We start from the raw sequence: 26,479 nt of genomic DNA, 5'->3' as shown, positions 1-26,479 counted from the left end.
AGCGGCGTGCCCGGTCGGTACTTTTCGGTCTTGTCTTGTACCGTTCGGAGCATCAATTCCCGACATAGGGTGTAAATCCCGGAGGTTGTAGTGACGGGCGCGATCAACGCTTCGGATGGGCCTTCTTTCGAGGCGCACACCGCGAAATCAGAGTCGGTCATCGAAGCTGACATACCGCGACGCACCCTCCGTGTCGGTGTTCTCGGATTCTCTGTACTCGGTGTTCTGGCAGTCGCGTCCGTGCTGATGGTTCTTTTCGCCGTGCCGATGAATACGCGGTACTGGGGGATCTTCGAAAATTTCCTCGATCTCGACGTCTACCGCCACGGCGGCAGCGTTGTGGTTCAGGGCCTTCCGTTGTACGACGGGCCAGTCCTGGACGGAATGATGTTCACGTACACCCCGTTTGCGGCTTTGCTGTTCACGGTGTGGGCGGTGCTCTCGTTCAAACAGGCGATTGTCGTGTGGACGGGTTTGAACATCGCTGCGTTGTTCGCAGTGATCTTGTTGTGCTGGAAGTACCTCGGTTATCGGCTCGACGTGAAGGCGTACGCCGTGAGTGCGTTGGCGACGACGATCTTTCTGTTCATGGAACCGATACGTACGACGCTCTGGCTCGGGCAGATCAACATCTTCCTGCTGCTCTTGATCGTGTGGGACCTCGGGCGGGACGAGAAGAGTCGCCTTCGGGGAATCGGAGCCGGCATTGCCGCGGGTGTGAAGCTGACTCCGGCCTTCTTCTGGGTATACCTGTTCATCACGCGCCAATGGCGCGCGCTGGTGACTGCAGTCGTGACGTTTGCAGCGACCGTCGCCCTCGGCTTCATCGTCATGTACCACGATGCGTACACGTACTGGACCGGCACTCTTGTCGACAGCGAACGCGTCGGACCGACGGACGCTCCGAGCAACCAGTCCGTGTCCGGTCTGATCGCTCAACTAACCCACACACCGACTCCGTCACGACTGTTGGTTCTCGCGTGCAGTGCAGTCGCCGCGTGCCTCGGGCTGGGGGCAGCGTGGGTCGCTCACCGCCATGATCAGAAATTGCTCGGCCTCACCATGACGGGGTTGACTGCGACCACTGTCTCGCCGTTCTCGTGGGGCCATCACTGGGTGTGGTTCGTCCCGCTGGTCGTCCTCGCCGCGCACTACGCGATGGTGTCGAAGAAGCGCTGGGCGTGGGTGGCGCCGTTCGTTTTCCTGCTCCCGGTCTTGAACTGGTCTCACACCTGGTGGGACCCGTCGGTCATTCCGGGTACGGATCGCTTCATCGGAATGGGCTTGTTCATGTTCGTGCCGCCCGAGTATCTGCGGATTCCGACCGTCGGCGTCTACCTCTGGGTCTTCACGCTTGCCGCGGTCTCGACGGTGGTTCTGTTCGGCTGGAAGAAGTGGAAGATTCCGGCCCCGGATGCGTCGGCGCCGGTCACAACTGCCGCCTGACGTGGCAGTATCGGACTCATGGCACTTCAACTGAACCTTGTCGGTGACCCCGAAGCTGATGCTCTCCTCGCCGAGGACCCGTTGGCGTTGTTGATCGGAATGCTTCTCGATCAACAGGTTCCGATGGAAACGGCCTTCCTCGGTCCGAAGAAGCTGGCGGATCGGCTCAGCGGTATCGACGTCAGGCGTATCGCCGACATGGACACCGACGAGTTCATCGCCGTCTGTGCCGAGCCTCCGGCTGTGCACCGATTCCCCAAGTCGATGGGCGAGCGTATCCAGCTCATGTGCCAGTTCATCGTCGAGAACTACGACGGCGACACCGCGGCGATCTGGACTTCGGGAAATCCCGACGGCAAGGAAGTACTGAAGCGGCTCAAAGCCCTACCCGGTTACGGGGATCAGAAAGCCCGGATCTTCCTGGCGTTGCTCGGAAAACAGATCGGCGTCGAGCCGAAAGGTTGGCGCCAAGCGGCCGGCGACTACGGGCTCGAAGGTTCGAGGCGCTCGATTGCAGACGTGGTCGACGAACAGTCTTTGCTCGAGGTCCGCGAGTTCAAGAAGGCCGCAAAGGCAGCAGCGAAGGCCGACAAGAAGTAAGCCGCTTTCAGGATTTCCGGGACCCGCTGGCACGCACTACTTTCATCAGGTCGCCTGCGGGGCCCTCGAGCTGACGCGGCGGGCGCCACACTGCACGCAGGGATCGGTCGAGTTCCAAGCCTTCGACGGCTACGACCCGAAGTTCTCCCTGCTTCACCTGGTCCTCGACGGCCAGCGTGCTCAGTACCGCCGGGCCGACGCCACCGAGCACGCTGGTTCGAATCGCGGCCGAACTACCCAGTTCCAACAACGGTGCACCGCGCTCGTATTCGTGTAACGCCAGGTCGAGAGTCGTTCTGGTTCCCGATCCGGGCTCGCGCACCAGCAGCGGCGTCGCTGCCAGTTCGGCGACGGTCAGCGGCTTTCGTCGACGCGCCCATGGATGATCCGGATGAACGACCACGACCAGCGAGTCACGCGCGACGGTGACGCTGGACAGGCTCTTCGGAACGGTCGGTGACTCGACGAATCCGAGGTCGCACATTCCCACCTCGACAGCCTCGAGGACGCGGGTCGAGTTGTAGACCTGAAGGTGGACGGTGACACCAGGATGTAGTGACCGAAAGATACCGAGCCAGGCCGGAATCAGATGTTCGGCGACGGTCATGCTGGCACACACGGTCAATTCCGCGGATCGTTCGGTCCGCATCCCTTCGGCGACGTCGAGAAGCTGCCTCGAGTTGGCGAGGACGCGGCGCGCCCAGTGGACGATTACGGTCCCCTGCGGAGTCAAAGCCGCCCCCGTCGACCTACGGTGTATGAGTGGCATCCCGAGCTGCCGCTCGAGTGCTTTGACGGCGCGGCTGGCATTCGGCTGCGCAATGTTTGCTGAACGGCTTGCCGCACTGAGACTTCCGTGATCATCGATGCCGATGAGTAGCTCGAGAGTGGTGAGGTCGGGCCACCGTCTGGTCATGCAAACAGGCTATACCCAACTTCACGTTCATATCGATTTGATATGCCGTGATGGTAGAAATCGCCCTACCGGAGCGATGGTGGCTCAAGGACGCTGGATGAGTGAACCGTGATGTGAAGTCCGTGGCCGAGAAACCCGCAGTCGCCCCTTCGTCAGAAGTACGACGGTGGTCCAGTGTGGCTGCATTGGTGCCCGGAGTTGCGTTGTGCGCCTTGGGGGCCACGGTCGCGCTGATAGCCGGTCAGTTCACCTCCGCCGTGAGTCCGTTGCTGATTGCGATCGTGGCGGGTGCGGTGTTGGCGAATACCGTCTCTTTGCCGGCGAAATTCCAACCTGGCCTGGCATTCTCGGCGAAACGGCTACTTCGGGTGGGTATCGCTCTGCTCGGGCTGCAATTGATGTTCTCCGACATCGTCGGTTTGGGCTGGGGAGTGATCGCCGTTGTGGTTGCGATTGTGTTCCTCGGTATCGCCGGGACCATGTATGCCGGAAAATTTCTCGGATTGAGTTGGTCGCAGAGAATTCTGATTGCCTGCGGCTTCTCGATCTGTGGCGCTGCCGCCGTGGCTGCTGCGGACGGTGTGGTGAATGCGCGAGAGGAAGAGTTGCTCACCGCTGTTGCGTTGGTGGTGATCTTCGGAACTCTGATGATTCCGACAATCCCACTGTTGGCCAACGCTTTCGGTATGAACGAGGTCGGTGCAGGCATGTGGGCCGGTGGGTCGATCCACGAAGTGGCGCAAGTGGTGGCTGCCGGCAGCGCTCTCGGCGCCACCGCGTTGGGTGTCGCGACCGTGGTGAAACTTGCGCGCGTGTTGATGTTGGCGCCGGTCATGGCATTTCTGAGCATCCGGCAACGCAGGATGGTCGACAGCACCGCCACCAAGCGTCCTCCGTTGGTTCCGTTTTTCGTCGTGGCGTTCATCGGCTGTACGGGCTTGCGCTCCACGGGCATCTTGCCGGATGAGCTTCTGGGGCTGGCGAAGACGGTGCAGACGGCGCTGTTGGCCGCCGCGATGTTCGCACTCGGGCTGGGGGTGCGGTTGAGCGTCATTCGTGGAGTTGGCGCCCGGCCATTCGTGCTGGCCGCGATTTCCACTGTGTGGGTGGCAACGATCGCCTACGTCGGAGTCGTGCTGGTCAGCTGATCGAGCGCTGAGTCCGCCACGCGCTCGGGCTCATCGAGAACTGAGTGCGAAACCAGCGCGAGAAACTACCCTGCGTCGAAAACCCGAGGTGCACAGCCACTTCGGTCAACGAATAGCGAGGGTTGGAGACAAATCGTTCCGCGAGGGAGCTTCGAACCGAATTGAGAACGGCCGTGAACGTATCTCCGGATTCGGCGAGATGACGGTGCAGTGTCCGCCGGTCGAATCCGAGACTGCGTGCCACTTGCTCGACAGAGCAGCGGCCGGTCGGAAGCAGAACTTCGATCAATTCCTTGGTGCGGCTGAGGGTATCGGAGGTTTCCGAGGCGGGAAGCGAGTCGAGGAACTGGCGAGCGTACGGCCGGAGTAACTCGTCGGAAAGTTGGTTAGCCGCATCCAGGTCGGCGGCGAAGAAAACGATACCGGTGAACTCGTGATCGAATTCCACCGTCTCGCCGAGGATTCGCCGATGCGTGCTCGTGTCTTTCGGGGCATTGTGCGTGAATCCCACGCTGACCGGTTGCCATCGAGAACCCAGGAAACTCCGCAGGATCTGCAGTGTCGCGCCGACTGCGAGTTCGACGCTCTGTCTGGTGTCGACCGGTTCGCCGACCTCGAGCGAGATTCGCAGGGTGGCGAGTCCGTTGACCTCGTTCAATCGAATGCGTAATGACTCGTTGTACGTGTGCTCGTATCGCATCAATACGTCGAGTGCGCTCCTGACGTCTGGTTCTTCCCTGATGACCAAGCTGAGGGGGCCGAGATTGGACAGTCGACGCAGGCCGGCGAGTAGAAGCCCGAAGTCTTCGTGTCCGGACTCCGCTGCCGATCGCTCCAGGAGCGATGCGATGGAGGCGGCCGGTACCCATTGGTCGGGGTTCGCCAGGCTTGCCGGGCTCAGGCCGACACTTCTCATGAGGGCAACAGCGTCCACATCCACTGTTCGGCACAGGTCGACGTATCGGTTCAGTGACGCGTAGCGGGCGAGTGGCTTCATAGGGCCCCCTTTACTCGATGTCCCGAAATGTTGTGTTGTGTGTCTCGTCAAGTTAAGCATGTGAGCCGGATCTCACATAGTTTGTTCACATCAGTTCGGCACGACCACGAAGCCGAGCACCGACTTCTGGAAGTTGTTGCGTACGAATACAGCTCGACCGTAATCGAGTCGAGCCCGCCCACAGAATTGGAGAGCATTGATGGCAAACGCCATTCGGTTCCACGAGATCGGCACACCGTCCGTCATGCGTTGGGAAGAGATCGAGGTAGGACGACCGGGCGCCGGAGAGGTTCGGGTTCGTCATGAAGCGGTGGGGTTGAACTTCGCCGACACCTACTTTCGAAGTGGCCTCTATCCTGCGCAATTGCCTGCCGGGATGGGCGTCGAGGGCGCCGGTGTGGTCGAAGAGATCGGCGAGGGAGTAGTCGATTTTGCAGTGGGGGACCGTGTGACCTACACCGGCAGTCCGCTGGGTGCGTACGCCACCGAGCGGATCATGGCGTCGTCCGACCTGATCGCGCTACCCGACGGCATCGCCTTCGACACCGCGGCCGCCATGACCATGCGAGGACTGACTGCCGCCTACCTTCTGCGTCGCATCTACCCGTTGAAAGCGGGAGACACCGTGTTGCTACATGCTGCGGCGGGCGGGGTTGGACTGATCTTCACCCAGTGGGCAAAACTGTTGGGAATCAAAGTGATCGGAACGGTGTCGAGCGACGAGAAGGCGAGCGTTGCCCGAGCTCACGGTTGCGATGAAGTCGTCATCTACACCCGCGAGGACGTCGTCGCGCGTGTCAAGGAGATCACCGGGGGCGTCGGCGTGCCGGTTGTCTACGACAGTATCGGGCAATCCACGTTCGACATCTCTCTCGATTGCCTTGCCAGGCGGGGGCTGCTGGTGTGCTTCGGAACGGCGTCCGGACCGACTCCGCCGATTCAGGCAATGCAGTTGGCAGTCAAGGGATCACTCTTCCTCACACGTCCGGCTCTCGCCGATTACATCGCGGATCCCGAAGAACGTGCCGAACTGGCGGGCGAACTGTTCTCACACGTCGAGTCCGGGCGAATCAAGATCGAGATCAACCAGCGATACCCCCTCGAAGATGCGGTGCGTGCGCACCACGACATGGAGTCCGGTCGCAGTATCGGTTCCTCCGTCTTCTCCGTCTGAACCGAAACAGTACTTCCCAGAGGAATTGTCATGACCAACACCGCAACGCTCACAGAAAACCTTCCCTCGTCGAGGAATACGATCCGCGTCGAGAAATTGACCTGTTCGATCGGGGCAGAGTTGTCCGGGGTGGATCTCGGCGAGGTCGCGCGAGATGATGCACTCTTCGCCGAAATCAAGGCATTGTTGCTCGAACACAAGGTTCTGTTCTTTCGCGACCAGACCTTCTCCAAAGCCGAGCACGTAGAACTTGCCCAGCGATTCGGTGAACTCGAGGATCATCCGGCTCTGGGCAGCGACCCCGACCACCCGGGCCTGGTCCGCATCTACAAGGATCTGGACAGCCCGCCGGAGCATTTCGAGAATGCATATCACTGCGACGCCACCTGGCGCGTTAACCCGCCCATGGGATGTGTATTGCGTTGTGTGGAAACACCTCCTGTCGGCGGCGACACGATTTGGGTGAACATGGCACTCGCCTACGAAAATCTGCCGGCGCGGGTCAAGGAGCAGATCAAGGATCTGCGTGCCAGGCACAGTATCGAGTCGACCTTCGGCGCTCGGATGTCGATCGAACAGCGGCACCAGCTGAAGGAACGCTTTCCCGACGCCGAACATCCCGTGGTACGAACACATCCGGAGACCGGCGAGAAGATTCTCTTCGTCAATTCGTTCGCCACACACCTCGTGAACTATCACACGCCCGAGAACGTCCGCTATGGAATCGATTACGCCCCCGGCGCCGGGAATCTGCTCACTTACCTGGCGAGCCAGGCTCAGATTCCCGAGTACCAGGTTCGGTGGCGTTGGACCGAAAACAGCGTCGCGATCTGGGACAACCGTTCGACACAGCATTACGCGGTGCAGGACTACTGGCCCGCGGTTCGAAAGATGGAGCGCGCCGGAATCATCGGCGACGCACCGTTCTGATCTCTCTTCCCAGCCCCGAAGATAAATTCATTCACTCGATCGGAGTCACGCTATGCATTTCCACGACGATTCACTGTTCCCCGAAACCCAGGACAAGCTTGTCATCACCGTTGCTCCCTACGGACCGGAGTGGGAGCCGGACGATTTTGCAGAAGACCTCCCTCTGTCGATGGACGAGCACGTCCAGCAAGCCGTCGACTGCTTCAACGCCGGTGCCACAGTTCTCCACATCCACGTGCGTGAACTCGACGGCAAGGGCTCGAAGCGTCTGTCGAAGTTCAACGAGCTTCTCGGTCGCTTGCGTGAGGCCGTTCCCGAGATGATTCTGCAGGTCGGCGGGTCGATTTCGTTTGCCCCGGAGGGGGAAGGTGCCGATGCGAAGTGGTTGTCCGACGACGTGCGTCACATGCTGGCGGAATTGGAGCCGGCTCCCGATCAGGTGACGATCGCGATCAATACCAGCCAGATGAACATCATGGAACTGATGACCGACGACGACATCGCGGGTACGTCGATGCAGCGTCCGGAATTGGCCGATACGTATCGGGAAATGACTGTGCCCGCCGGTCCGGAGTGGGTGGCAGAGCACCTGCGCCGGTTGCAGGCCGCCGGAATCCAGCCGCATTTCCAGTTGTCCAGTATTCCGCAGCTCGAAACGGTGGAGCGGTTGATCCGACGCGGCATCTACACGGGTCCGGTCAACCTCACGTGGGTCGCAATCGGCGGCGGCTTCGACGGACCCAACCCATACAACATGATGAACTTCGTCCAGCGTGTTCCCGACGGTGCGTGCCTGACGCTGGAAACGCTGATGCGTAGCGTCCTGCCGGTGAACACGATGGCCATCGCGATGGGCTTGCACGCTCGCTGCGGCAACGAGGACACCATCTGGGGCCGCAAGGGCGAGAAGATGACGTCGGTGCAGCAGATCGAGCAGTTGGTGCGCATTGCAGGCGAATTGGGCCGCGAGGTGGCTACCGCGAAGGAAGCTCGGGACATCTACCGGATCGGTGAGACGTATGCCGACACCGACGAGACGTTGGCGAAGCTGGGTTACGCGCCCAACCGCCGGATCGGCCAGCTGGGATTCACGCAGCACGCCTGAGTCCGCACCCTCTCGTATCCGGGGGGGTACGAACCGCGACGGTTCGTACCCCCGAATCCCCCCGTCTACCTCGAGTACTTCCTAGGAGAGTCATGGGACTGCAAGCTCCCGCCACGCCACGTGTGGACACCGCGCTCGGAATCGGCGGACGACGAAAGTTATACCCGTGGATCGTTTTCGCCCTGGCTTTCGGTCTTCTGCTCTCGGACTACATGTCGAGGCAGGTGCTCAGTGCAGTCTTCCCGATCCTGAAAGCGGACTGGGATCTCTCCGATTCGCACCTCGCCTCCCTGAGCAGCGTGGTGGCATTGATGGTCGGGCTGTTGACGTTCCCGTTGTCGCTGCTCGCGGACCGCTGGGGCCGCGTCAAGAGCTTGATCTTGATGGCGGTGTTGTGGAGTGTCGCGACGTTGCTGTGCGCAATCGCTCAGACCTACGAACAGATGTTGGGCGCCCGGTTCCTGGTCGGTGTCGGTGAAGCGGCGTACGGCAGCGTGGGTATCGCCGTGGTCCTCAGTGTGTTTGCGCCCCGCGTGCACGCAGCTCTTGCCGGTGCCTTCATGGCCGGTGGATCGTTCGGTTCGGTCATCGGTGTGGCAATCGGTGGGTTCATCGCAGTCCAGTTCAGTTGGCGGTGGTCTTTTGCCGCCATGGCAATCTTCGGTCTGATTCTGGTCGCGCTCTTCCGTGCCCTCGTCACCGAGAAGAAGCTCACCGCTTACGCCGTCGAGGCCGCGCCGGATGCCGCCGGGGAAGCGGTGAGACACGACGGTTTTCGTGCGCCGGTGTCCTCGCTGTTCACCAATCCCGCCGTGTTGTTCGCCTACATCGGTGGTGGTCTCCAGATGTTCACCGCCGCTGTACTTCTGGCGTGGTTGCCGAGCTTCTTCAATCGCTACTACGATTTGGCCCCGGACAAGGCCGGCGTCACAGCTTCCGTATTCGTCCTCCTGGTCGGAAGCGGGATGGTGGTCTGCGGTTTCATCACAGATCGATTCAGCCGCGACGATTCGGCGCGAAAATGGACCACCGCCATCGTTTACTGCGCCATCTCGTTGGTGACGCTGAGCATCGGGCTCCGGTTAGGCACGGGGACAGCACAACTCGTGTTGCTCGGTATCGGTGCATTCTTCTCCGCCGGTTCGTCGGGGCTGACGGCAGCTATGGTCGCGAACCTTACCCATTACTCGATTCGAGCGTCGGCCATGGGGACGCTCACCGTTGCCAACAACCTTCTCGGGCTGGCGCTCGGCCCCTTCGTTGTCGGCATCCTCGCCGATCACCTGGGTCTTCTCGGTGCTCTACAGCTTTCGCCCTTCGTCTATGTCGTCGCGGCCCTCGCGTTGGTAGCCGGCAAGCGTGCCTATCCCGCCGGGATGAGGCGGCTGGCGACGTTGCAGAATCGGCCCGAGATCCCCGGCGCCACTGAAGTAACAGACGTTCGGAGCTCATGATGAATGAATCAACTACGGTAGTAATGGTTCCCGGTCTGCGGGATCATGTCGAAGATCATTGGCAGACTCACCTCGCGCGCAGGCTCGACAACGTTCTGACGGTTCCTCCCCTCGAGACCGACAAGCTCAGCCGCGATGCGCGGGTTGCGGCATTGAACGAGGTGCTGACAAGTGTCTGCGGGCCGGTGGTCCTGGTCGGGCACAGCGCCGGAGTCATGACAGTTGCTCACTGGGCGAGGGCGCATCATCGAGAGGTTGCGGGCGCACTTCTGGTCACGCCGGCGGATCTCGAACTTCCGCTGCCCGAGTCCTATCCGTCTCTCGAAGATCTCGACCGTCACGGGTGGCTACCGATACCGCGTCAGCGTCTGCCGTTTCCGAGCACGGTCGCGGCGAGTCGGAACGATCCGCTCGCCGGGTATCGCCGAGTTGTGGGTCTGGCTGAAGGATGGGGGAGTCGGTTGCTGGATCTGGGTGAGGTCGGACATCTCAATCCGGCGTCCGGATACGGGTATTGGCCGCGGGCGGAATCGTTGGTGCGGGAACTGCTCGAGTCGGTGTCGCGCGCTGCCTCGTCTCATGCCACGGATTCCGATGCGCAGGAGGAACACAGTCATGCTTGATCTTGCTGCTCTGCTGGAAGACTCGGCCCGGCGGTACCCGGAACGGGATGCGCTGGTTCTCGGGGAAGCGAGGCTGACGTATGCGCAGTTCGACGCGTACGCGAATCGCATCGCCCATCTGCTCGTCTCGCGGGGTGTCGAGCCAGGTGACAAGGTGGCGTTGTCCTGCCCGAACGTTCTCGAGTTCCCGATCGTCTACTACGGCATTCTCAAGGCCGGCGGCGTCGTCGTTCCTCTGAACATTCTGCTCAAGGGGCGCGAAATCGCCTATCACCTGGCTGATTCGGAAGCAAAGCTGTACTTCTGTTTCGAGGGAAGTCCCGAATTGCCGATCGCCGAGTACGCCATCGCCGGGTTCGAGCAGAGCGAGACCTGTTCGGCCCTGATCGTGATCAGCGCCGAGTCGGGTGCACCGTCGTCGATCCTCGGAGTCGAGACTCTAGGCGAAGCACTGGCGTCCGTGTCCGGCACGGAAACGCCTGCAGTCGCGGTTGTTCGTGAACCGACGGACACCGCGGTCATCCTCTACACCAGCGGCACGACCGGAAAGCCCAAGGGCGCCGAACTCACTCACTGCAACATGGTCTTGAATGCACTGTCGACCAACCGGTTGTTCGAGAGCGTTCCGTCCATGCATGAGCGTTATCTCCTGACTTTGCCGTTGTTCCACTCGTTCGGCCAGACAGTGACCATGAATGCGGGAATCTGCGTCGGTGCCACCTTGGTGTTGATGCCGCGCTTCGACGCGACCGCGGCACTCGAGATCATGGAACGCGAAAAGATCTCGGTCTTCGCGGGCGTCCCGACCATGTATTGGGGACTGCTCGGCGTGCTGGACGAGGTAGTGAAATCCGGGGTGGATATCGAGACCGTTGCACAGAACATGCGGTGCGCGATCTCCGGTGGCGCAGCGCTTCCCGTGGAAATATTGACACAGTTCAGGGAACGCTTCGGTGTTCAGATCCTCGAAGGGTACGGGTTGTCCGAGACCTCTCCGCTGGCCTTGTTCAGTGCCCCGGAGAGCGACCCCCGGCCCGGTTCGATCGGCGTGCCGATCTGGGGCGTCGAAGCGCGGCTTGTCGACGACTCTTGGCACACGATCGCCGGCCCCGATGAAGTGGGAGAGTTGGCCATTCGCGGGCACAACGTCATGAAGGGCTATTTCAACCGACCAGAGGCGACGGCGGAAGTCATGCGCGACGGATGGTTTCGCACCGGGGATTTGGCACGGGTCGATACCGACGGAAATTACTACATCGTCGATCGCGCGAAGGACATGATCGTGCGGGGCGGATTCAACGTCTACCCACGCGAAATCGAAGAGGTTCTGCTCACTCACCCAGCCGTCTCACTCGTCGCCGTCGTCGGGGTGCCGGACTCGAGCCTCGGCGAAGAAGTTGTCGCGTTCGTGATCCGAGAGCCGAGTGAAGAGATCTCCGAATCGGATCTCGTGGAATGGACGCGGGAACAGATGGCCGCCTACAAATATCCGCGTCGCATCGAGTTCGTGCCGTCGCTGCCGATGACGGCAACCGGAAAGATTCTCAAACGTGAACTGAATCAAGCATTTTCGATGGTCTGAGGAGATCGATGACTGACGTTCGAGCAAGTGAAGCTTTTCCCGTGACCCAGGCCATGAAGGATTCGGGTGGCTGGAATCCGTTGTGGGACGGCCTTTCGGAGCTGGATCCCGAGTGGACCGAGCTGTACATGAAGACAGCAATGCAGCCCTGGAACAGTGGGGTGCTGTCACCTCAGGTGATCCAGTTGCTGTGCATAGCCGTCGATGCGGCGAGCACACACATGTACGCACCCGGCGTACGACGCCATATTCGCGCCGCGCTCGACATGGGAGTGACCCCGAAGGAGATTCTCGAGGTGCTGAAACTGACCACCGTCGTCGGGATTCATTCCTGCAATGTCGGCGTTCCGATCCTGATGGAGGAAATCGCGAACCGGTGAGGGCGGTCAGTCCCGCTCGCGGTTCTCCCGTTCCTCCCGCTGACGCTGGAGGAACGGGCTCGGGTTCTGTCCGCCGATCGGACCGTGGCCGAGGACTCCGTGCTCGTAGGCCGACTCCGCGTGCAGGGCAACGTCGATTCCGCGGGCCTCGTCTTCACGCGAGATGCGGAAGCCGAAGGTCTTGTCGATGAGCTTTCCGAGACCGTAGGTCACACCGAAGGCATAGAGCGCGACCACGACGACGCCGACGAACTGCTTGCCCAACTGCGCGAATCCACCGCCGAAGAACAAACCTTCCGGACCGCCTGTCATCACGGCCGTCGCGAGGAGTCCGATCAACAACGAGCCGACGATTCCGCCGACGAGGTGCACGCCGACGACGTCGAGGGAGTCGTCGTAGCCGAGCTTGTGCTTCCATCCCACGGCGTACGAGCAGACGATGCCGGCGATCAGACCGATGACGAGCGCACCGAACATGTTCACCGTTCCGCACGACGGGGTGATCGCGACCAGACCGGCGACGACGCCCGAAGCTGCGCCGAACGTGGTGGGGTGTCCGTCACGATTCTGCTCGACGAACAGCCAGCCGAGTAGTCCGGTGCAACCGGCGACGAGTGTGTTGAGGAAGATCTGCGAGGCCATACCGTCGGCCGCAAGGGCCGAGCCGGCGTTGAATCCGAACCAACCGAACCAGAGCAGGCCTACGCCGAGCAGGACGAACGGCAGATTGTGCGGACGCATCGACTCGGCCTTGAAACCCATCCGCTGGCCGAGGACCAGTGCCAATGCCAGACCCGACGCTCCGGACACGATTTCGACCACGAGGCCACCGGCGTAGTCGAGTGCGCCCATCTGGGCGAGCCATCCCTGCGGATTCCACACCCAGTGAGCGACGGGGACATAGACGAGCAAGGACCAGATGGGGACGAAGATCATCCAGGCGGAGAACTTCGCGCGGTCGGCGATCGCACCACTGATGAGCGCTGCAGTAAGGATTGCGAACGTCAATTGGAAGGTTGCGAACAACACTTCCGGGACATTCCCGTGCACCGTCGACGGGTCGATGCCCGCCATGCCGATGTGCTCGAGTCCGCCGATGATGCCACCGTGATCGTCGCCGAACACGAGGCTGTAGCCCACGAACAACCACGCAACCGTGACGAGTGCGATCGAGACGAAACTCATCATGATCATGTTGAGTACGCCCGTCGAGCGGACCATGCCGCCGTAGAACAGTGCGAGTCCTGGCGTCATCAGAAGTACGAGTGCAGTACTGACGAGCAACCAGGCAGTTGCTCCGGCATCGATGGTGGCGGGCACAGTTTTCTCCTCACGCACGCGGACCAGCCCGCGTGCACGGAACCCACGATGAGTGCGTGCGGTTTCCTCCGCACTGCGATTGTGTTGCGAACATGTTTCGGGAGAAGTCGGCGTTGCACCCGCACCGGACCACCTGTCGTGGGTCGCCGGTAGTCTTTGCGCGTGGCCCTGTACCGGAAGTATCGACCCGCGTCCTTCGCCGAGGTGGTGGGGCAGGAGCATGTCACCGCACCGCTCAGCACGGCCCTCGACACCGGACGCATCAACCATGCCTACCTGTTTTCCGGCCCGCGCGGCTGCGGAAAGACGTCGTCGGCGCGAATCCTGGCGCGTTCGCTGAACTGTGAGCAGGGACCGACGTCGACGCCGTGCAACGTGTGCGACTCGTGCGTTTCGCTGGGCCCGGGCGGCACAGGCAACCTGGATGTGACGGAACTCGACGCCGCAAGTCACGGTGGCGTCGACGACACCCGAGAACTCCGAGACAAGGCGTTCCACGCACCCGCTGCTTCTCGCTACCGCGTCTTCATCATCGACGAGGCACATATGGTGACGGCGGCGGGTTTCAATGCGTTGCTCAAGATCGTCGAAGAGCCGCCGGAACACCTCATCTTCATCTTTGCGACGACGGAACCGGAAAAGGTTCTCCCGACCATCCGTTCGCGTACACACCATTACCCGTTCCGCCTGTTGGCGCCGTCGACCATGCGCGGACTCCTGGAAAAGATCTGCGCCCAGGAGGGCGTACCGGTCGAGCCTGCGGTGTATCCACTGGTCATCAAGGCCGGCGGCGGTTCCCCTCGTGACTCGTTGAGTGTCCTCGATCAGCTGCTCGCGGGCGCAGGAGAAGAAGGTGTCACGTATCCGCGCGCGCTCTCTCTTCTCGGAGTCACCGACGTCGCGCTCATCGACGAAGCAGTAGACGCCCTGTCTGCCAGTGACGGGGCCGCGTTGTTCGGCACTGTCGATCGCGTGATGGACGCCGGTCACGATCCACGCCGATTCGCGCTCGATCTTCTCGAGCGCCTGCGTGATCTCATCTTGATGCAGGCTGTTTCCGACGCCAGCGAACGAGGATTGGTCGACGCTCCGGAAGCGGAGCTGGTCACGATGCGTGAGCAGATTCAACGAGTCGGCCCGGCCACGCTCACCCGCTTCGCCGAGACTGTCCATGCCGGACTCAGCGAAATGCGTGGTGCGACGGCGCCGCGGCTACTGCTCGAAGTGATGTGCGCGCGAATGCTGCTGCCGTCGGCCTCCGACACCGAGTCAGCTGTATTGCAGCGGCTGGAGCGCCTGGAACAAGGTATTCCGGCTGCCGGAGTCGCGGCTGCTCCTCGCGCGGCAGCAACGCCGGCACCCACCGTGCCGCCGCTCGAACCGGAGATTGCTTCCAAGTTCCAACGGCCCTCTCAACGCAAGGCCGAGCCTGAGGCACGGCCGGAACCAGCCGCGCCTGCTCCAGCTGCGGCGCCGCCGGTTGTGGAGGCTCCTGTCGTCGAACCTCCGGTAGCGGCAGTTCCCGTCGTCGAGACTCCCACTGTCGAGATCGTGGAACCGCCGGTTGCCGAAGCTCCGGTGGTTGAAGCTCCGGTTGCCGAAGCTCCAATAGTTGAAGCTCCTGTGGTTGAACCACCGGTTACTGCTCCTGTCGAGGCGGAAGAGCTGATCGGGCTTGCCGAGCCGGAACCCGACTACGAGCCCGAGCCCGAGTTCGACGAGCCGGCGGTTGCCGAAGCTGCGCCGGTCTCGGCAGGCCCCACAGTCGAGACTCTCCGTGAATCGTGGAACACCTTGCGCAACAAGGTCGGTGAACGAAACAAGGTTCTTCCGGCCATGCTGTCCGCTGCGACGGTTCACGACGTGCGTGGACATGTCGTTGTCATCGCTCACGGCTCACCGGTCCTGGGTGCTCGTGTGACGCAACCGCACAACGCGGCGGTCATTTGCGAGGTCCTTGCCGAAATGTTCGGTGGCACTTGGCAGGTCGAGTATCAAGAAGGTGCGCCTACAGCGCCGACAGTATCGAGCGCAACCAAGGCGACGGAAGCTCCGAGCCGCCCTGCCGCTGCGCCCCGCTTCTCTCGCCCCAGTCAGGAGCGCGCAGCGCAGCAGCCCAAGGCCCCGCAGCCCCAGCGCGGAGATTCGGACGACATTCCGCCGCCCGAGGCCCCCGACTATCCGGAAGACCCTGGACCGGCCCCTGCTCCTGAGGTCGACTACGAGGCAACTCCTCCGCCTGCAACGCCGGAGGATGAGGACGAGATGTTTGCGGAGGCGGCGGAGCCCGCTGATCCGACTGCCAGACGTGATCCCGAGGATGTTGCAAAGGAACTCCTCAAGGACGTCCTCGGAGCTCGCCGCCTCGAAAGCTGAGTTGCCGAGTCGGTCCGTGTGCGTGAAACAGCGGTCGGAATCCAGCTGCACCACTGTGTGATCGAATTGTTATAAGTGCCGTTCCCTTTGTGCGCGCGCGTCTCGAAAGCGCGCCGGCTCGGCCTCGCAAAGCTGAATTGTATGTGGCTGGTTTGCTGGCACATTCGTTCGCTCAGTTCCGGTGTAACGAAACGTCGATTCGGACGATGGTCGCCGAAGAATATCTGGAATTTCTCGTTGTCTGATGGGCATTCGAGTGCTGCTGTTAAATTTCGGTGTGTCACGAATGTTCAGATTGATAGTTGTCGGATGTTTGATTTGCGGGGATCGACCAATTTGGGACATTCGGCGAATTGGCCACATATTCGGCATTGCGGCATTTCGGTGCATATTCAACTGAATATTTGCCGATCGCGAGAAAATGGCGGCCGTGAAACCGGGATCCGGTACGGATGTTCAAGCAGGAGCATGACCGGTTGCGAAGCAAATAAGTAACTCCGAGTTACAGCTAACTCTCGATTGCTGTCAAATTGCTGAAACACGTTCATTGCGCCGAACAACCCTTGTTATTTGTTTATGCCTTGAGGTGAATCTGCGTTTTACACACCGATGAGGGCGTGGTTAGTCTTCGGTCGATTGAGTCTCCCGTGGATGCGCGCGAAAATAGGAAGTGTAAGATGACTGAAGATTCAACTAATCCTGCGATTGCGATAGTCGGGATGAGCATGTGGTCCCCCGGTGCACATGATCTGCAAGGATTTTGGGAGAACGTCCTCGCGCGTCGGATGCAATTCCGAAAGTTTCCGGAGTCACGGATGTCCCTCGACGACTACTGGAGCGCGAGCCCTGACGACGTCGACAAGACATACGCCGATCGCGGCGCGTTCATGGATGGTTTCGAATTCGACTGGGTCGGTCGCCGGATACCGGAGCGGACCTTCAAGTCGACAGATCTCACACACTGGTTGGCTCTGGAAACAGCACTCGGGGCTTTGACCGACGCGGGCTACAGCCGAGGATCGGTACCCACTGGACGCAGCGCCGCAATCGTCGGCAACTCCCTCACCGGTGAAGAATCCCGGATGTGGTCGATGCGTTTGCGTTGGCCTTACGTCAAGCGCGCACTCGCTGTCGCAGCCGAAGCGCGCCAGTTGGACAGTTCCGTCGCCGATGCTCTCGCCGAGACGATGGAAGAGGTCTACAAGGGCCCATTGGTGGAGCCGAGTGAAGACACTCTCGCCGGCATGTTGTCGAATACGATTGCCGGCCGGATCTGCAATTATCTCGACTTCAACGGCGGCGGGTACGTCGTGGACGGTGCGTGCGCGTCCGGAATGCTCGCGGTGGCGACTGCAGCCGAAAAGCTGGCGTCCGGCGCGGCCGACTTCGTCTTGGCAGGGGGAGTCGACGTCAGCTTGGATCCTTTGGAACTGGTGGGATTCGCCCGTTTGGGTGCACTGACCCGTGGCGACATGAACGTGTACGACGCAAGCCGAAGCGGATTCATCCCGGGTGAAGGTTGCGGATTCGTGGCCTTGAAACGACTCGAGGACGCCAGGGCGGACGGCGACTACGTGTACGCGACGATTCGCGGCTGGGGCATCTCCACCGATGGCAAGGGTGGAATCACCAAGCCCCGCGCCGAAACTCAGGCCGAGATGATCCGTCGCGCATACTCGCGAGCGGGATTCGCGGCCAGCGAGGTTGCCTTCGTCGAAGGACACGGAACTGGTACTCCCGTCGGAGACCCCGTCGAACTGGCCGGCGTCCAGCAGGCCGCTCAGACGGACGGGCCCGTCGAGGCTCGTAGCATCGGCATGACGTCACTGAAGTCGTTGATCGGGCACACGAAGGCGGCGTCGGGCATCCTTGCGCTGATCAAGGCGACCATGGCCGTCAATCAACGAATCCTTCCGCCGCTCGCCGGTTGCACCGACCCGAACCCGGCGTTCGGAACCGAAGCGCCGGCACTCTTTCCGCTCGTCAACGGTGAGATCAGAGATCCGTCCGAGAAGATGCGTGCCGGTGCGCAAGCCATGGGTTTCGGCGGTATCAACTGCCACGTCGCGATCGAATCGGCTGATGCACCATCCAGCAAGCTGACACCCTCGCAAGACGTCCGCACGATGATGGCGTCGTATCAGGACACCGAGGTTTTCGTACTTTCTGCAGATTCTGCGATGGACTTGGCGACCCGAGCGCGGGATGTTGCAGATCTGGCGGTTCCGTTGAGTGTTGCCGAGCTGCTGGACTTTTCGGCGAAGCTCTCTCGCGTGATCTCGCCGACCGCGCCCTTCCGTGCTGCAGTGGTGGCCGGACGTCCCGCGCAGTTGGCCGAACGCATGCGTCAGCTTGCCGTGATCTGCGAGAACTCCGCTCCTGCATCCGGCCAGGTGAAGGTCGTGAGCAACGAGATCTCGATCTCGAACGCCGTCCACCATGACATCGGATTCCTGTTCCCGGGACAGGGATCCCAACAACTCGAGATGGCGCGCGTGCTGATCGAGCGCTTCGAGTGGGCACGCGAACTGGCGACCCAGGCGGACGGCTGGTTGGAGGGAGTTGGAGCGGAGGCGATCACGCCTCGAATTCTGCGGAACCCGGTCAAGAGCGCTGACGCTGCGGAATTGGCGAAGTGGAAGCGGGATCTCACCCAGACGCAGTTCACCCAGCCTGCCGTCGCTTTGGCTTCGCTGCTCTGGTTCGAGTACCTCCGCCGATTGGGTGTCACACCCAGTGCTGTCGCCGGCCACAGTCTCGGCGAGTTGACCGCGCTCTACGCGGCAGGAGCTTACGACCAGAAGACGCTGATCACCTTGGCTGCGGCGAAGGGTGCGGCCATGGCTGTCAGTGGTGGTGGAAACGGCGCGATGGCGAGCCTGACCTGCGACCGATCGACGGCTGAGGCGATCATCGCGGAAACAAAGGGTTACGCGACCGTCGCGAATCTGAATACGCCTACACAGACCGTGGTTTCGGGCACCAAAGACGCGGTCGACGATGTGGTTGCCATCGCGAAGACGCGCGGAGTGTCGGCTCAGGCGCTTGCCGTGTCGAATGCTTTCCACTCCGAGATGATGAACGAGGCCGAGCGGGAGCTGAAGTCCACTGCGCCCGTTGACGAGCAAGTCGATTCGCTGACTTGCCCCGTGTATTCCTGCGTCGAAGGGAAACGCGTACAGACGCCACTGGCACTTCGCGAATTGGTCACCAAACAGGTTGTCTCACCGGTCGACTGGGTCAAGACGGTAAGTGGAATCTCGCAGGACGTGGACCTGCTCGTCGAGGTCGGACCCGGCCGTGTGCTGACCGGGCTCACCAAGGCGATCAATGGGACCGACGGCGTGCGCTGCTTCCCCGTTGCGTCCAAGTCCGGACGCGACGAGGACTTCAATGTCGCACTGGCCGCGATGTACGTCCACGGCGCTCAGGTCCGATGGAACGAACTTTTCGACGGCCGGTTCGTGCGCGAATTCGTTCCTGCCGATCAGAAGGTGTTCATCGAGAACCTGGCCGAGGCGAAGCTGACGGTTACCTCTGCTCCCGAACCGCTCGCACTTGGTACGTCCGGCGGGGATCCGGCTGCGGCGCTGGCCGATTACCTGAGCCGACGCGGGACCTTCCTCGTCGACGTGATTCGTGCTGATGTAGGCAGTGGAGCGACTTCTCCGTCTTCTCCATCTGCTCCGACTTCGCGGGCAGTCACCAACGGCCACGAATCCGTGGCAGCGAAAGCTCCTTCGCCGGTTTCGGCTCCGGTAGTCGAAGAGCCGGCTGACGCGGGCGCTGGGTCCGTGGAAAGTGAGCTGATCAGGATCCTCGCCGATACGACGGGATTCCCCGCCGAGTCGATCACGACGGATCTGCGTCTGCTCGATGATCTGAATCTCGACTCGATCAGTGCGGCAGAGGCTATTTCGAAGGTTGCGCATCAGTTCGAGGTTGTCGACCTCGACCCTGCCGAGTTGGCCAATGCCACGATCGGAGAAGCAGCATCGCTGATCCTTGCGGCATCACCGAATCCCGGTTCTGCCGTTCCAGCAGCGAGTTCGGTGCAGTCGGACGTGTCGCGAATACTGCTCGAGGTAATCGCGGAGGACACCGGATTTCCGGTGGAGTCTCTCGATGTGGATCTCCACCTGCTCGACGACCTGAACATGGACTCGATCAAGGCTGCCGATGCGATAGCAACTGTGGCAACGCGATTGGGTGTTCAGGGTGATCTGGATCCGGCCGAACTCGTCAACGTCAGCCTGGGTGAACTCATCGAAGTGCTCGATCGATCCGCGAAAGAGAAGTCGGGGCAGCAGCAGCCGGTTGCGCGGGCGCTGCCGGTGAAGGCAAAGGGTCTATCAGCCGACAGCTTCACCTGGGTTCGCGATTACACCCTGGAAAAGGTTCGGAGCGAGACAGCGTTGCACGGAGTCCGAGACCTCACGGACACGACGTTTGTCGTCATCGGTGACGACGCCGGTTTGGTCGGAAGGTTGGAATCCGAACTGCGAGGGCGTGGTGCTCAGGTCGACATTCGCACATTCTCCGACGGCGCTCCTGCGAATGCACAGCACGTGGTTGCCGTAATGCCGCGTGTGACCGATGATTCCGTCACCGAAATCGGCTTGCGCCGTGGGATCGAACACATGTACAAGATGGTTCCGGCGCAGCAAAGCGGAGGCGCACGAACCACATTGGCAGTGATTCAGTTCACCGATGTCGAGTTGGGCAATCCGGCGCCGGTATCGAGTGCGGCGGCTTTTGCCGCTTCGGTGCATCACGAGCGCCCCGAACTGGATGTCCGCGTCATAGGATTCGACGGCTCGACTGCGGACGCGGTGGTGGCAACCACCGTCGTCTCCGAGTTGGATTCGGTTGCATCCTATGTGTTCGCGACTTACGGCACCGAGATGGGACGCACGGCACTGCAACCGCGGGTTCTCGCCTCGAGCGACTACACCGTCCGCGAGAGCGGGTTGGGGAGTTCGGATGTAGTGGTCGTGACCGGTGGCGCGAAAGGCATCATGGCGCAATGCGCTCTGGCTCTCGGTCGAAAGACAGGCGCCGAACTAGTGCTGATCGGAAGCTCTCAGCGACAAGCGGGTGACGAAATCGCTTCCACTCTTGCGGACTTCACGTCTGCCGGATTGAGCGCTCACTACTATCGCTGCAACGTCACGGATGCTGCGGCGGTGGCCGGCGTCGTCGCCCAGATCGAGGTCGAGGTTGGGCCGATCACCGGGTTTGTCCACGGTGCGGGGGCGAATGTTCCGCGGCGGTTCGAGAGAGTCGACAGCGCTGCGGCTTTCAAGGAGGTTGCACCTAAGGTCCTGGGCGCAGCCAACTTCGTCGAAGCGCTCGCTGATCGCGACTTGAAGCTGTTCGTGGGCTTCTCCTCCATCATCGGATTCACAGGTATGCCCGGAAACAGCTGGTATGCATACGGAAACGAGCTTCTCGACGAAATGGTGGTGCGGTATGCCGCCGGGCACCCGAAGACTCGGACGTTCTCGCTCGCGTACAGCGTGTGGGGAGAGACCGGAATGGGCGCCCGCATGGGCAGTGTCAACCACCTCGCGAAGATGGGTGTCATGCCGATTTCGACGGCTGCGGGAGTGGATCATTTCCTTCGCCTGGTCGACAGCGGACCCGAGGCGAGTCGTATCGTCGTGACCAGTCGACTCGGCGGTCTGGACACCTGGGCGCCGGCAGCACCGGCTCTGCCGGCGGTGTCGCGCTACATCGACCAAGTGGTGACATTCGAGCCGCAGGTAGAACTGGTGACCCGGACGACGTTGTCCACCTCGGCGGATCCCTTTGTCCTCGATCATGTCTGGAAGGGATCGGCGCTGCTTCCGACGGTGTTCGGGCTCGAGGCGATGTCGCAGGCGGCGGCCTATGTCACCGGACGCGTGACTCTGGGCCGCGTCCGCATCGACGACATCAAGCTGGATCGACCGATCGTCGTCGACACGGTCGAGGGCACCAGAGTCGAGATCAAGGCAAGCGTCGTGGAGCAGGATCGTGATGCTGCAGGAACGCGGGTGCATGTCACGATCGGCACCGAACGGACCGGGTACGGACGGCCCCATTTCTCGGCCGACTTCATCTTCGGGCTGGACGAAACACTGCCGGAGTTCGAGAAGGAGTTGCCGCGACCGGTGCTCGACATCGATCCGTTGGACGATCTCTACTCGTGGTTGCTGTTCCAGGAGGGCGATTTCCGCCGACTCGAAGAGATCTCGAGCCTCGATTCCGAGCACATTCTCTTCAGCGCTATTTCGCGAGCCGACCGTAAGCAGCACCTCCTCGGTGATCCCTACTTCCTCGATTCCCTGCTCCAATCGGGTCAGATCATGGTTCCGCGGGAGATCTGCCTTCCGGTCAACATTGCGCGAATCGACATGTACGACGGACGATTCGAGGCTCGTTCGTTCACCGCGTACGCCTACGACAAGGTGCAGACCGAGACCCACATGCAAGCCGACGTGGCGGTGGTGAAGGACGGACGAGTGGTGATGCAGCTCGAGGGATATCGCTCCCAGATTCTCTCCCACGACGAAAGCCGTCCTACGGCTGAGGAAATCGCGGATCCGACTGCGCGCGACGCACAGATCATTCTCGACAAGCTCGCGCAACACAGCCGGGCGTTGGGAGTGAAGAGCCCGCGGGTTGTGGTCGCGCATACCCCGGGGATTCACGAGTTGACCAAGTCGGAACGCCACGAGCAGGAGAAACCGATCGCCGAGGCGGCCGTGAACATTCATCTCGATGAGGATGTGGTGATCAAATGAGTAATGCCTTTGCCATCGAATGGCAGGAAACCGGAAAGCCCGTCGTCGTCGGTGATATTCCACCCTCTGTGGATGTCTCGCTCTCGCACGACGGCAGTAAGTCACTCAGTTCGGCCGGCGACTGGCCTCAGGGATGTGACATCGAACCGATTCGCGCCCGAACCGTCATGCAGTGGAAGGCGCTTCTGGGTTCGGCGCGGATTCCGCTGCTGGACGAGTTGATCGCGGGCGGCGAATCACTCGATCGTGCGGGAACCAGGCTGTGGGCGGCGGCCGAGGCGATCCGAAAGGCCACGGGGCAGAGGTCGGTTTCTCTGGCGATGGGCGCCAGGGAGGACGACGCAGTGACCTTCCGCGGCGGCGCAGACGGAAGCGTGGTGGTTCTGACTTTTCCAGCTCTGTTGACGGACAACGAGGAGCGGATTCTCGCGTTTGTGACTCATGAGGAGGATGCGGAGGACCCGGCGCAGGACTCGGCACCACAGTTCGACTCCGGCCCGTTGTCGGCGAAGTCTCTCGCGCAGTTCGATCCGATGGCCTACGGCTCCGACGTGCATGTGGTGGCCCGGAGCGGCTATCCGGCGGTGACGATCCGGTTCCCCGTCGGGTTCCGGGACGCGTGCAACGTGGGTGGATCAGTGGGGTTCGCGAGCTTCGCGCTGTGGTTGGGCGCTTTGCGAGAGAGGGGAACCGGACCGATCTCGAAGCAGATCGTGGAGGACATGGCGACGGGTCGTTGGGGCATGGTGACCAACAACTCCGAGGTGTTCATCGATGCGAACCTGTATACCGACGACATTGTCGAGGGGACGATCTGGATCACCGAACTCACCGGTCCGGATCGGGCAACCACCAATCTGCATGTCGAATGGTGCCGGGTCGACGGCGAGACGCGCACTCACATCGGGTGGAGTGCGATGCAGACGACGTGGGTGGAAATCCTCTCCCACGGTGTGGTGGCGGCACGGCCGATGCCGCAGTACTTCCACGATTTCATCGAGCCGATGACGATTCCGACGGGGACGAAGAACATCGCTGTTCCCACCGAACCGAAGAACGTCGATCGTGGTTCCGTGATCCGCTCGGCTCCGATGGTGCCGCGCAATCCGTACCTGCTCGAATCCGAGGTGTTCTCGACGACGTTGCAGGACGGAAACGTCGTGGGCAACATCTACTTCGGCAACTATTACATCTGGCAGTCGAGGGTTCGGGACAAGTTCCTGGTCCGTTCTCAGCGTGAGGCCATGGCGGCCAGAGGCGCTCTCGGGGAACTTCGTTGTGTGCACACCAGGGTTGAGCATCTGCGCGAGGTCATGCCGTTCGACGACGTCCTGGTCACGATGTCCTTGTCTGCCCTCTACGAGAGGGGGATCGACCTCGAGTTCGAGTACTTCAAGGTCAATGAGGACGGATCACGGGAGAAGCTCGCGATCGCTCGGCACAGAACTGTCTGGACGATGCCGGGCGCTCCGGGAGAACTGGAAATCTCTCCGCCGTCGAAACTTCCACAGTCGCTGATCGATTCGGTGCTGGAGGCGATCGACGGAAAGTAGGCGGGGGATTTTCCGAGATCGAAGTGGAGAGACGGGTTGCGTTTTCCTTGCGGGAGAACGCAACCCGTTTCGATGGGGAGGGGAATGTATGGGTATCGGGGTTTCCAGAAGATCGGTTCTGAAAGGGTCGGTAGTCGGCACAGCGGCTGTTGCTTTGGGCGCAAAGGCAGGTGCTGCTCCGGCGGGGAGTGTGGATATCGAGTCTCCGTTGATTTTTCATTCGCCGGAGTTCGAGCCGTTCTGTGACGAACTACATTCGTTGTCAACGCTTTCCGGAAACGAGATCACACTGACAGCGCAAGTGGGGCAACATGCCTTTCATCGGGATTTTCCCCCGTCCCCAGCACTGTCGTACCGCAGCGGAGAGATCGGTGGCGGTTATCTGGGCCCTACCGTCGAGGCGCATTCCGGCGAGCCGATCATGTTGACGTTCGAGAACGATCTGACCGGACATCCGTTGGCAGCGGACATGGATATGACGCTGCACGGAATGCATGCCGACTTTCGTGCGCACCCGCCGACGTCGTTGCACTTGCACGGTGGAGTCACTTCACCTGAGAGCGACGGCCACCCGGAACTGCTGGTGATGCCGGGACAGGCTGCGATGCATCACTTTTTGCACGGTCAGGAAGCCGCCCACCTCTGGTATCACGATCATGCGATGGGCATCACCCGGCTCAACGTCTACGCCGGTCTGATCGGGAACTACCTGATCAGGGATGAATTCGACACCGGCGAACTGGGAAACCCGTTGGGGCTGCCGGCCGAGGAATTCGAGATCCCGTTGATCCTGCAGGAGAAGATATTCACGCCGACAGGCGCCCAGAACGGCCGATCCACCATCTTGATCCCGGAAGGATCGTGGGAAGGCGGCGCGGTGGGCGACGTCGGCTTGGTCAACGGCAAGGTGTGGCCGGAACTGTCCGTGGCTCGGGGCCTTTACCGCCTCCGCATCGTCAATGCGTCGTCGGCAAGTGTGTGGAATCTTCACTTCTCGAACATGATGACGTTCTGGGTCATCGGCAACGACGCCGGAATGCTCGACGCACCCGTCGCGGTCAATGCCTTCCGCTGCGCACCGGGGGAGCGGTACGACCTCCTCGTCGATTTCACCGGACTGTCGGAGGGTTCGACGGTGGAGCTTCGCAACGACGAGGCGCCCCCGCTACCCGCCGCTGTCATCGGTGAAGTGACTATGCCGCTGTTCTGCCGGTTCCGCGGTGACGCCAGGCGCGGATTCACCGGTGGTGTTCCGTCGCAACTGCGCGGTGGGCGCCGGCAACGTGACGTTCTCGCCCCGTTGGAGCAGCCGACGGTAATTCGCACGGTGACGGTGAGCCAGCAACTGGAACTGCGGAATCCACCGGCTCAGATGACGTTGAACAACCTGACGTTCAGCACCACGGACGTCGAGAGGCCGCGGCAAGGCACCGTCGAGCAGTGGAACATCGTCAACACCACGCCGGACCCGCATCCGATACACCTGCACTTGGTGAATTTCCGGATTCTCGGCAGAACACCGATGCGGACGCTGGAGTACTTGATCCGCCATCCTCAGCCGGTGATCGGCAACAAGTGGACTCCGTCGCCCGACGGGTTCGAGGCGGGGCCGATGATCGCGCCGGCGCCGTGGGAAGCGGGGATGAAGGACACCGTCAGGGTGGACGGCGGCACTGTCACCCGGATCATCGTGCGATTCCCCACCGCGGATGAGCTGGGTTTCGATCCCGACGCGATGTTCGATCGTCTTCCGAGCGGTGTGATGACGGGTAGTGGGATGACGGGCGGTGGGCGCCACGATATGGCTGATTCTGGTCGACTCCAGGGATACGTGTGGCATTGCCATCTACTCGATCACGAAGATCACGACATGATGTTGCCGTATCGCATCGTGCCGTGAGTGCTTCCGGGGGCGCACCCGAAATGAACCGAAGCGGGCAGGCGTTCGCGCACCTGATCACCTCGGTCACCTAGCAGGATCGCTTCGGTCCTTCCCATGAATTTGGAACACGTTCTACAGTGAAAGGGCTGAGGTCTGTACCTCGGCCATGCGCCACCACCGACGGTGGCGCGGACGATCTGCAGAC

17 protein-coding genes are annotated in these 26,479 nt (G+C 61.5%); 14 read left to right on the top strand and 3 right to left on the bottom strand.

Annotated features, from left to right (window positions below; all coding sequences use genetic code 11):
- Positions 1–90: 90 nt before the first annotated feature.
- Both ACN50D_RS24100 and ACN50D_RS24095 read left to right on the top strand, forming a co-directional pair.
- Complete coding sequence (locus ACN50D_RS24100; protein WP_212633845.1) at positions 91–1,446, top strand: glycosyltransferase 87 family protein; 1,356 nt, start codon at positions 91–93, stop codon at positions 1,444–1,446.
- A gap of 18 nt (positions 1,447–1,464) precedes the next feature.
- Positions 1,465–2,046: an HhH-GPD-type base excision DNA repair protein gene (locus ACN50D_RS24095; RefSeq protein WP_003943868.1), complete on the top strand. Its 582-nt coding sequence runs from the start codon at positions 1,465–1,467 to the stop codon at positions 2,044–2,046.
- A 7-nt stretch (positions 2,047–2,053) separates the two neighbouring features.
- Here the strand turns inward: ACN50D_RS24095 and ACN50D_RS24090 are convergent, their stop codons facing one another.
- Positions 2,054–2,962 (bottom strand): LysR family transcriptional regulator, encoded by a 909-nt coding sequence (locus ACN50D_RS24090; protein WP_007731572.1) that lies wholly within the window; start codon positions 2,960–2,962, stop codon positions 2,054–2,056.
- Positions 2,963–3,063: 101 nt separating this feature from the next.
- Between ACN50D_RS24090 and ACN50D_RS24085 the strand changes: the two genes are divergently transcribed.
- Positions 3,064–4,110, top strand: a complete 1,047-nt coding sequence (locus ACN50D_RS24085) for a YeiH family protein (RefSeq protein ID WP_231782850.1) — start codon at positions 3,064–3,066, stop codon at positions 4,108–4,110.
- Here the strand turns inward: ACN50D_RS24085 and ACN50D_RS24080 are convergent.
- Positions 4,103–5,107: an AraC family transcriptional regulator gene (locus tag ACN50D_RS24080; RefSeq protein WP_007731570.1), complete on the bottom strand. Its 1,005-nt coding sequence runs from the start codon at positions 5,105–5,107 to the stop codon at positions 4,103–4,105. The two genes, ACN50D_RS24085 and ACN50D_RS24080, sit on opposite strands and share 8 nt — an antisense overlap.
- Positions 5,108–5,306: 199 nt before the next feature.
- Here ACN50D_RS24080 and ACN50D_RS24075 point away from each other — a divergent pair, with 199 nt between their 5' ends.
- From ACN50D_RS24075 to ACN50D_RS24045, 7 genes are all read left to right on the top strand, one after another.
- On the top strand, positions 5,307–6,281 hold the full coding sequence (locus ACN50D_RS24075; RefSeq protein ID WP_003943928.1) for a quinone oxidoreductase family protein: 975 nt from the start codon (positions 5,307–5,309) through the stop codon (positions 6,279–6,281).
- Between the two features lie 30 nt (positions 6,282–6,311).
- Positions 6,312–7,211 carry a TauD/TfdA dioxygenase family protein gene (locus tag ACN50D_RS24070; RefSeq protein WP_204855045.1) on the top strand — a complete coding sequence of 300 codons (900 nt, stop codon included), beginning with the start codon at positions 6,312–6,314 and terminating at the stop codon, positions 7,209–7,211.
- A 52-nt stretch (positions 7,212–7,263) separates the two neighbouring features.
- Positions 7,264–8,316: a 3-keto-5-aminohexanoate cleavage protein gene (locus ACN50D_RS24065; protein ID WP_003943988.1), complete on the top strand. Its 1,053-nt coding sequence runs from the start codon at positions 7,264–7,266 to the stop codon at positions 8,314–8,316.
- Between the two features lie 92 nt (positions 8,317–8,408).
- Positions 8,409–9,770 carry an MFS transporter gene (locus ACN50D_RS24060; protein WP_212633846.1) on the top strand — a complete coding sequence of 454 codons (1,362 nt, stop codon included), beginning with the start codon at positions 8,409–8,411 and terminating at the stop codon, positions 9,768–9,770.
- On the top strand, positions 9,770–10,393 hold the full coding sequence (locus tag ACN50D_RS24055) for an RBBP9/YdeN family alpha/beta hydrolase (RefSeq protein WP_050656466.1): 624 nt from the start codon (positions 9,770–9,772) through the stop codon (positions 10,391–10,393). Before ACN50D_RS24060 ends, ACN50D_RS24055 begins: the two co-directional genes overlap by 1 nt.
- Positions 10,386–11,975 (top strand): long-chain-fatty-acid--CoA ligase, encoded by a 1,590-nt coding sequence (locus ACN50D_RS24050; protein WP_212633847.1) that lies wholly within the window; start codon positions 10,386–10,388, stop codon positions 11,973–11,975. The genes ACN50D_RS24055 and ACN50D_RS24050 overlap by 8 nt, the downstream gene beginning before the upstream one ends.
- A gap of 8 nt (positions 11,976–11,983) precedes the next feature.
- Entirely contained in the window at positions 11,984–12,355 is a 372-nt protein-coding gene (locus ACN50D_RS24045) for a carboxymuconolactone decarboxylase family protein (protein WP_020905896.1), read from the top strand.
- A gap of 6 nt (positions 12,356–12,361) precedes the next feature.
- On the opposite strand, the gene ACN50D_RS24040 is transcribed toward ACN50D_RS24045, so the two are convergent.
- On the bottom strand, positions 12,362–13,675 hold the full coding sequence (locus ACN50D_RS24040; RefSeq protein ID WP_003943791.1) for an ammonium transporter: 1,314 nt from the start codon (positions 13,673–13,675) through the stop codon (positions 12,362–12,364).
- Between the two features lie 162 nt (positions 13,676–13,837).
- On the opposite strand from ACN50D_RS24040, the gene ACN50D_RS24035 reads away from it, so the two are divergent.
- From ACN50D_RS24035 to ACN50D_RS24020, 4 genes are all read left to right on the top strand, one after another.
- Entirely contained in the window at positions 13,838–16,051 is a 2,214-nt protein-coding gene (locus ACN50D_RS24035) for a DNA polymerase III subunit gamma and tau (RefSeq protein ID WP_047271569.1), read from the top strand.
- 677 nt (positions 16,052–16,728) lie between these two features.
- Complete coding sequence (locus tag ACN50D_RS24030) at positions 16,729–22,839, top strand: type I polyketide synthase (protein WP_212633848.1); 6,111 nt, start codon at positions 16,729–16,731, stop codon at positions 22,837–22,839.
- Positions 22,836–24,392: a hypothetical protein gene (locus ACN50D_RS24025; RefSeq protein ID WP_212633849.1), complete on the top strand. Its 1,557-nt coding sequence runs from the start codon at positions 22,836–22,838 to the stop codon at positions 24,390–24,392. The genes ACN50D_RS24030 and ACN50D_RS24025 overlap by 4 nt, the downstream gene beginning before the upstream one ends.
- 88 nt (positions 24,393–24,480) lie before the next feature.
- A complete protein-coding gene (locus ACN50D_RS24020; RefSeq protein ID WP_212633850.1) occupies positions 24,481–26,292 on the top strand; it encodes a multicopper oxidase family protein in 1,812 nt (603 codons plus the stop codon).
- The last annotated feature ends 187 nt before the right edge of the window (positions 26,293–26,479 follow it).

The organism is Rhodococcus sp. SB1D, from assembly GCF_048573875.1.
In the GTDB taxonomy this organism is placed as follows: domain Bacteria; phylum Actinomycetota; class Actinomycetes; order Mycobacteriales; family Mycobacteriaceae; genus Rhodococcus_F; species Rhodococcus_F qingshengii.
The sequence above is the reverse complement of the archived record's forward strand: the minus strand, read 5'-3'. Positions and strand labels throughout refer to the sequence as shown.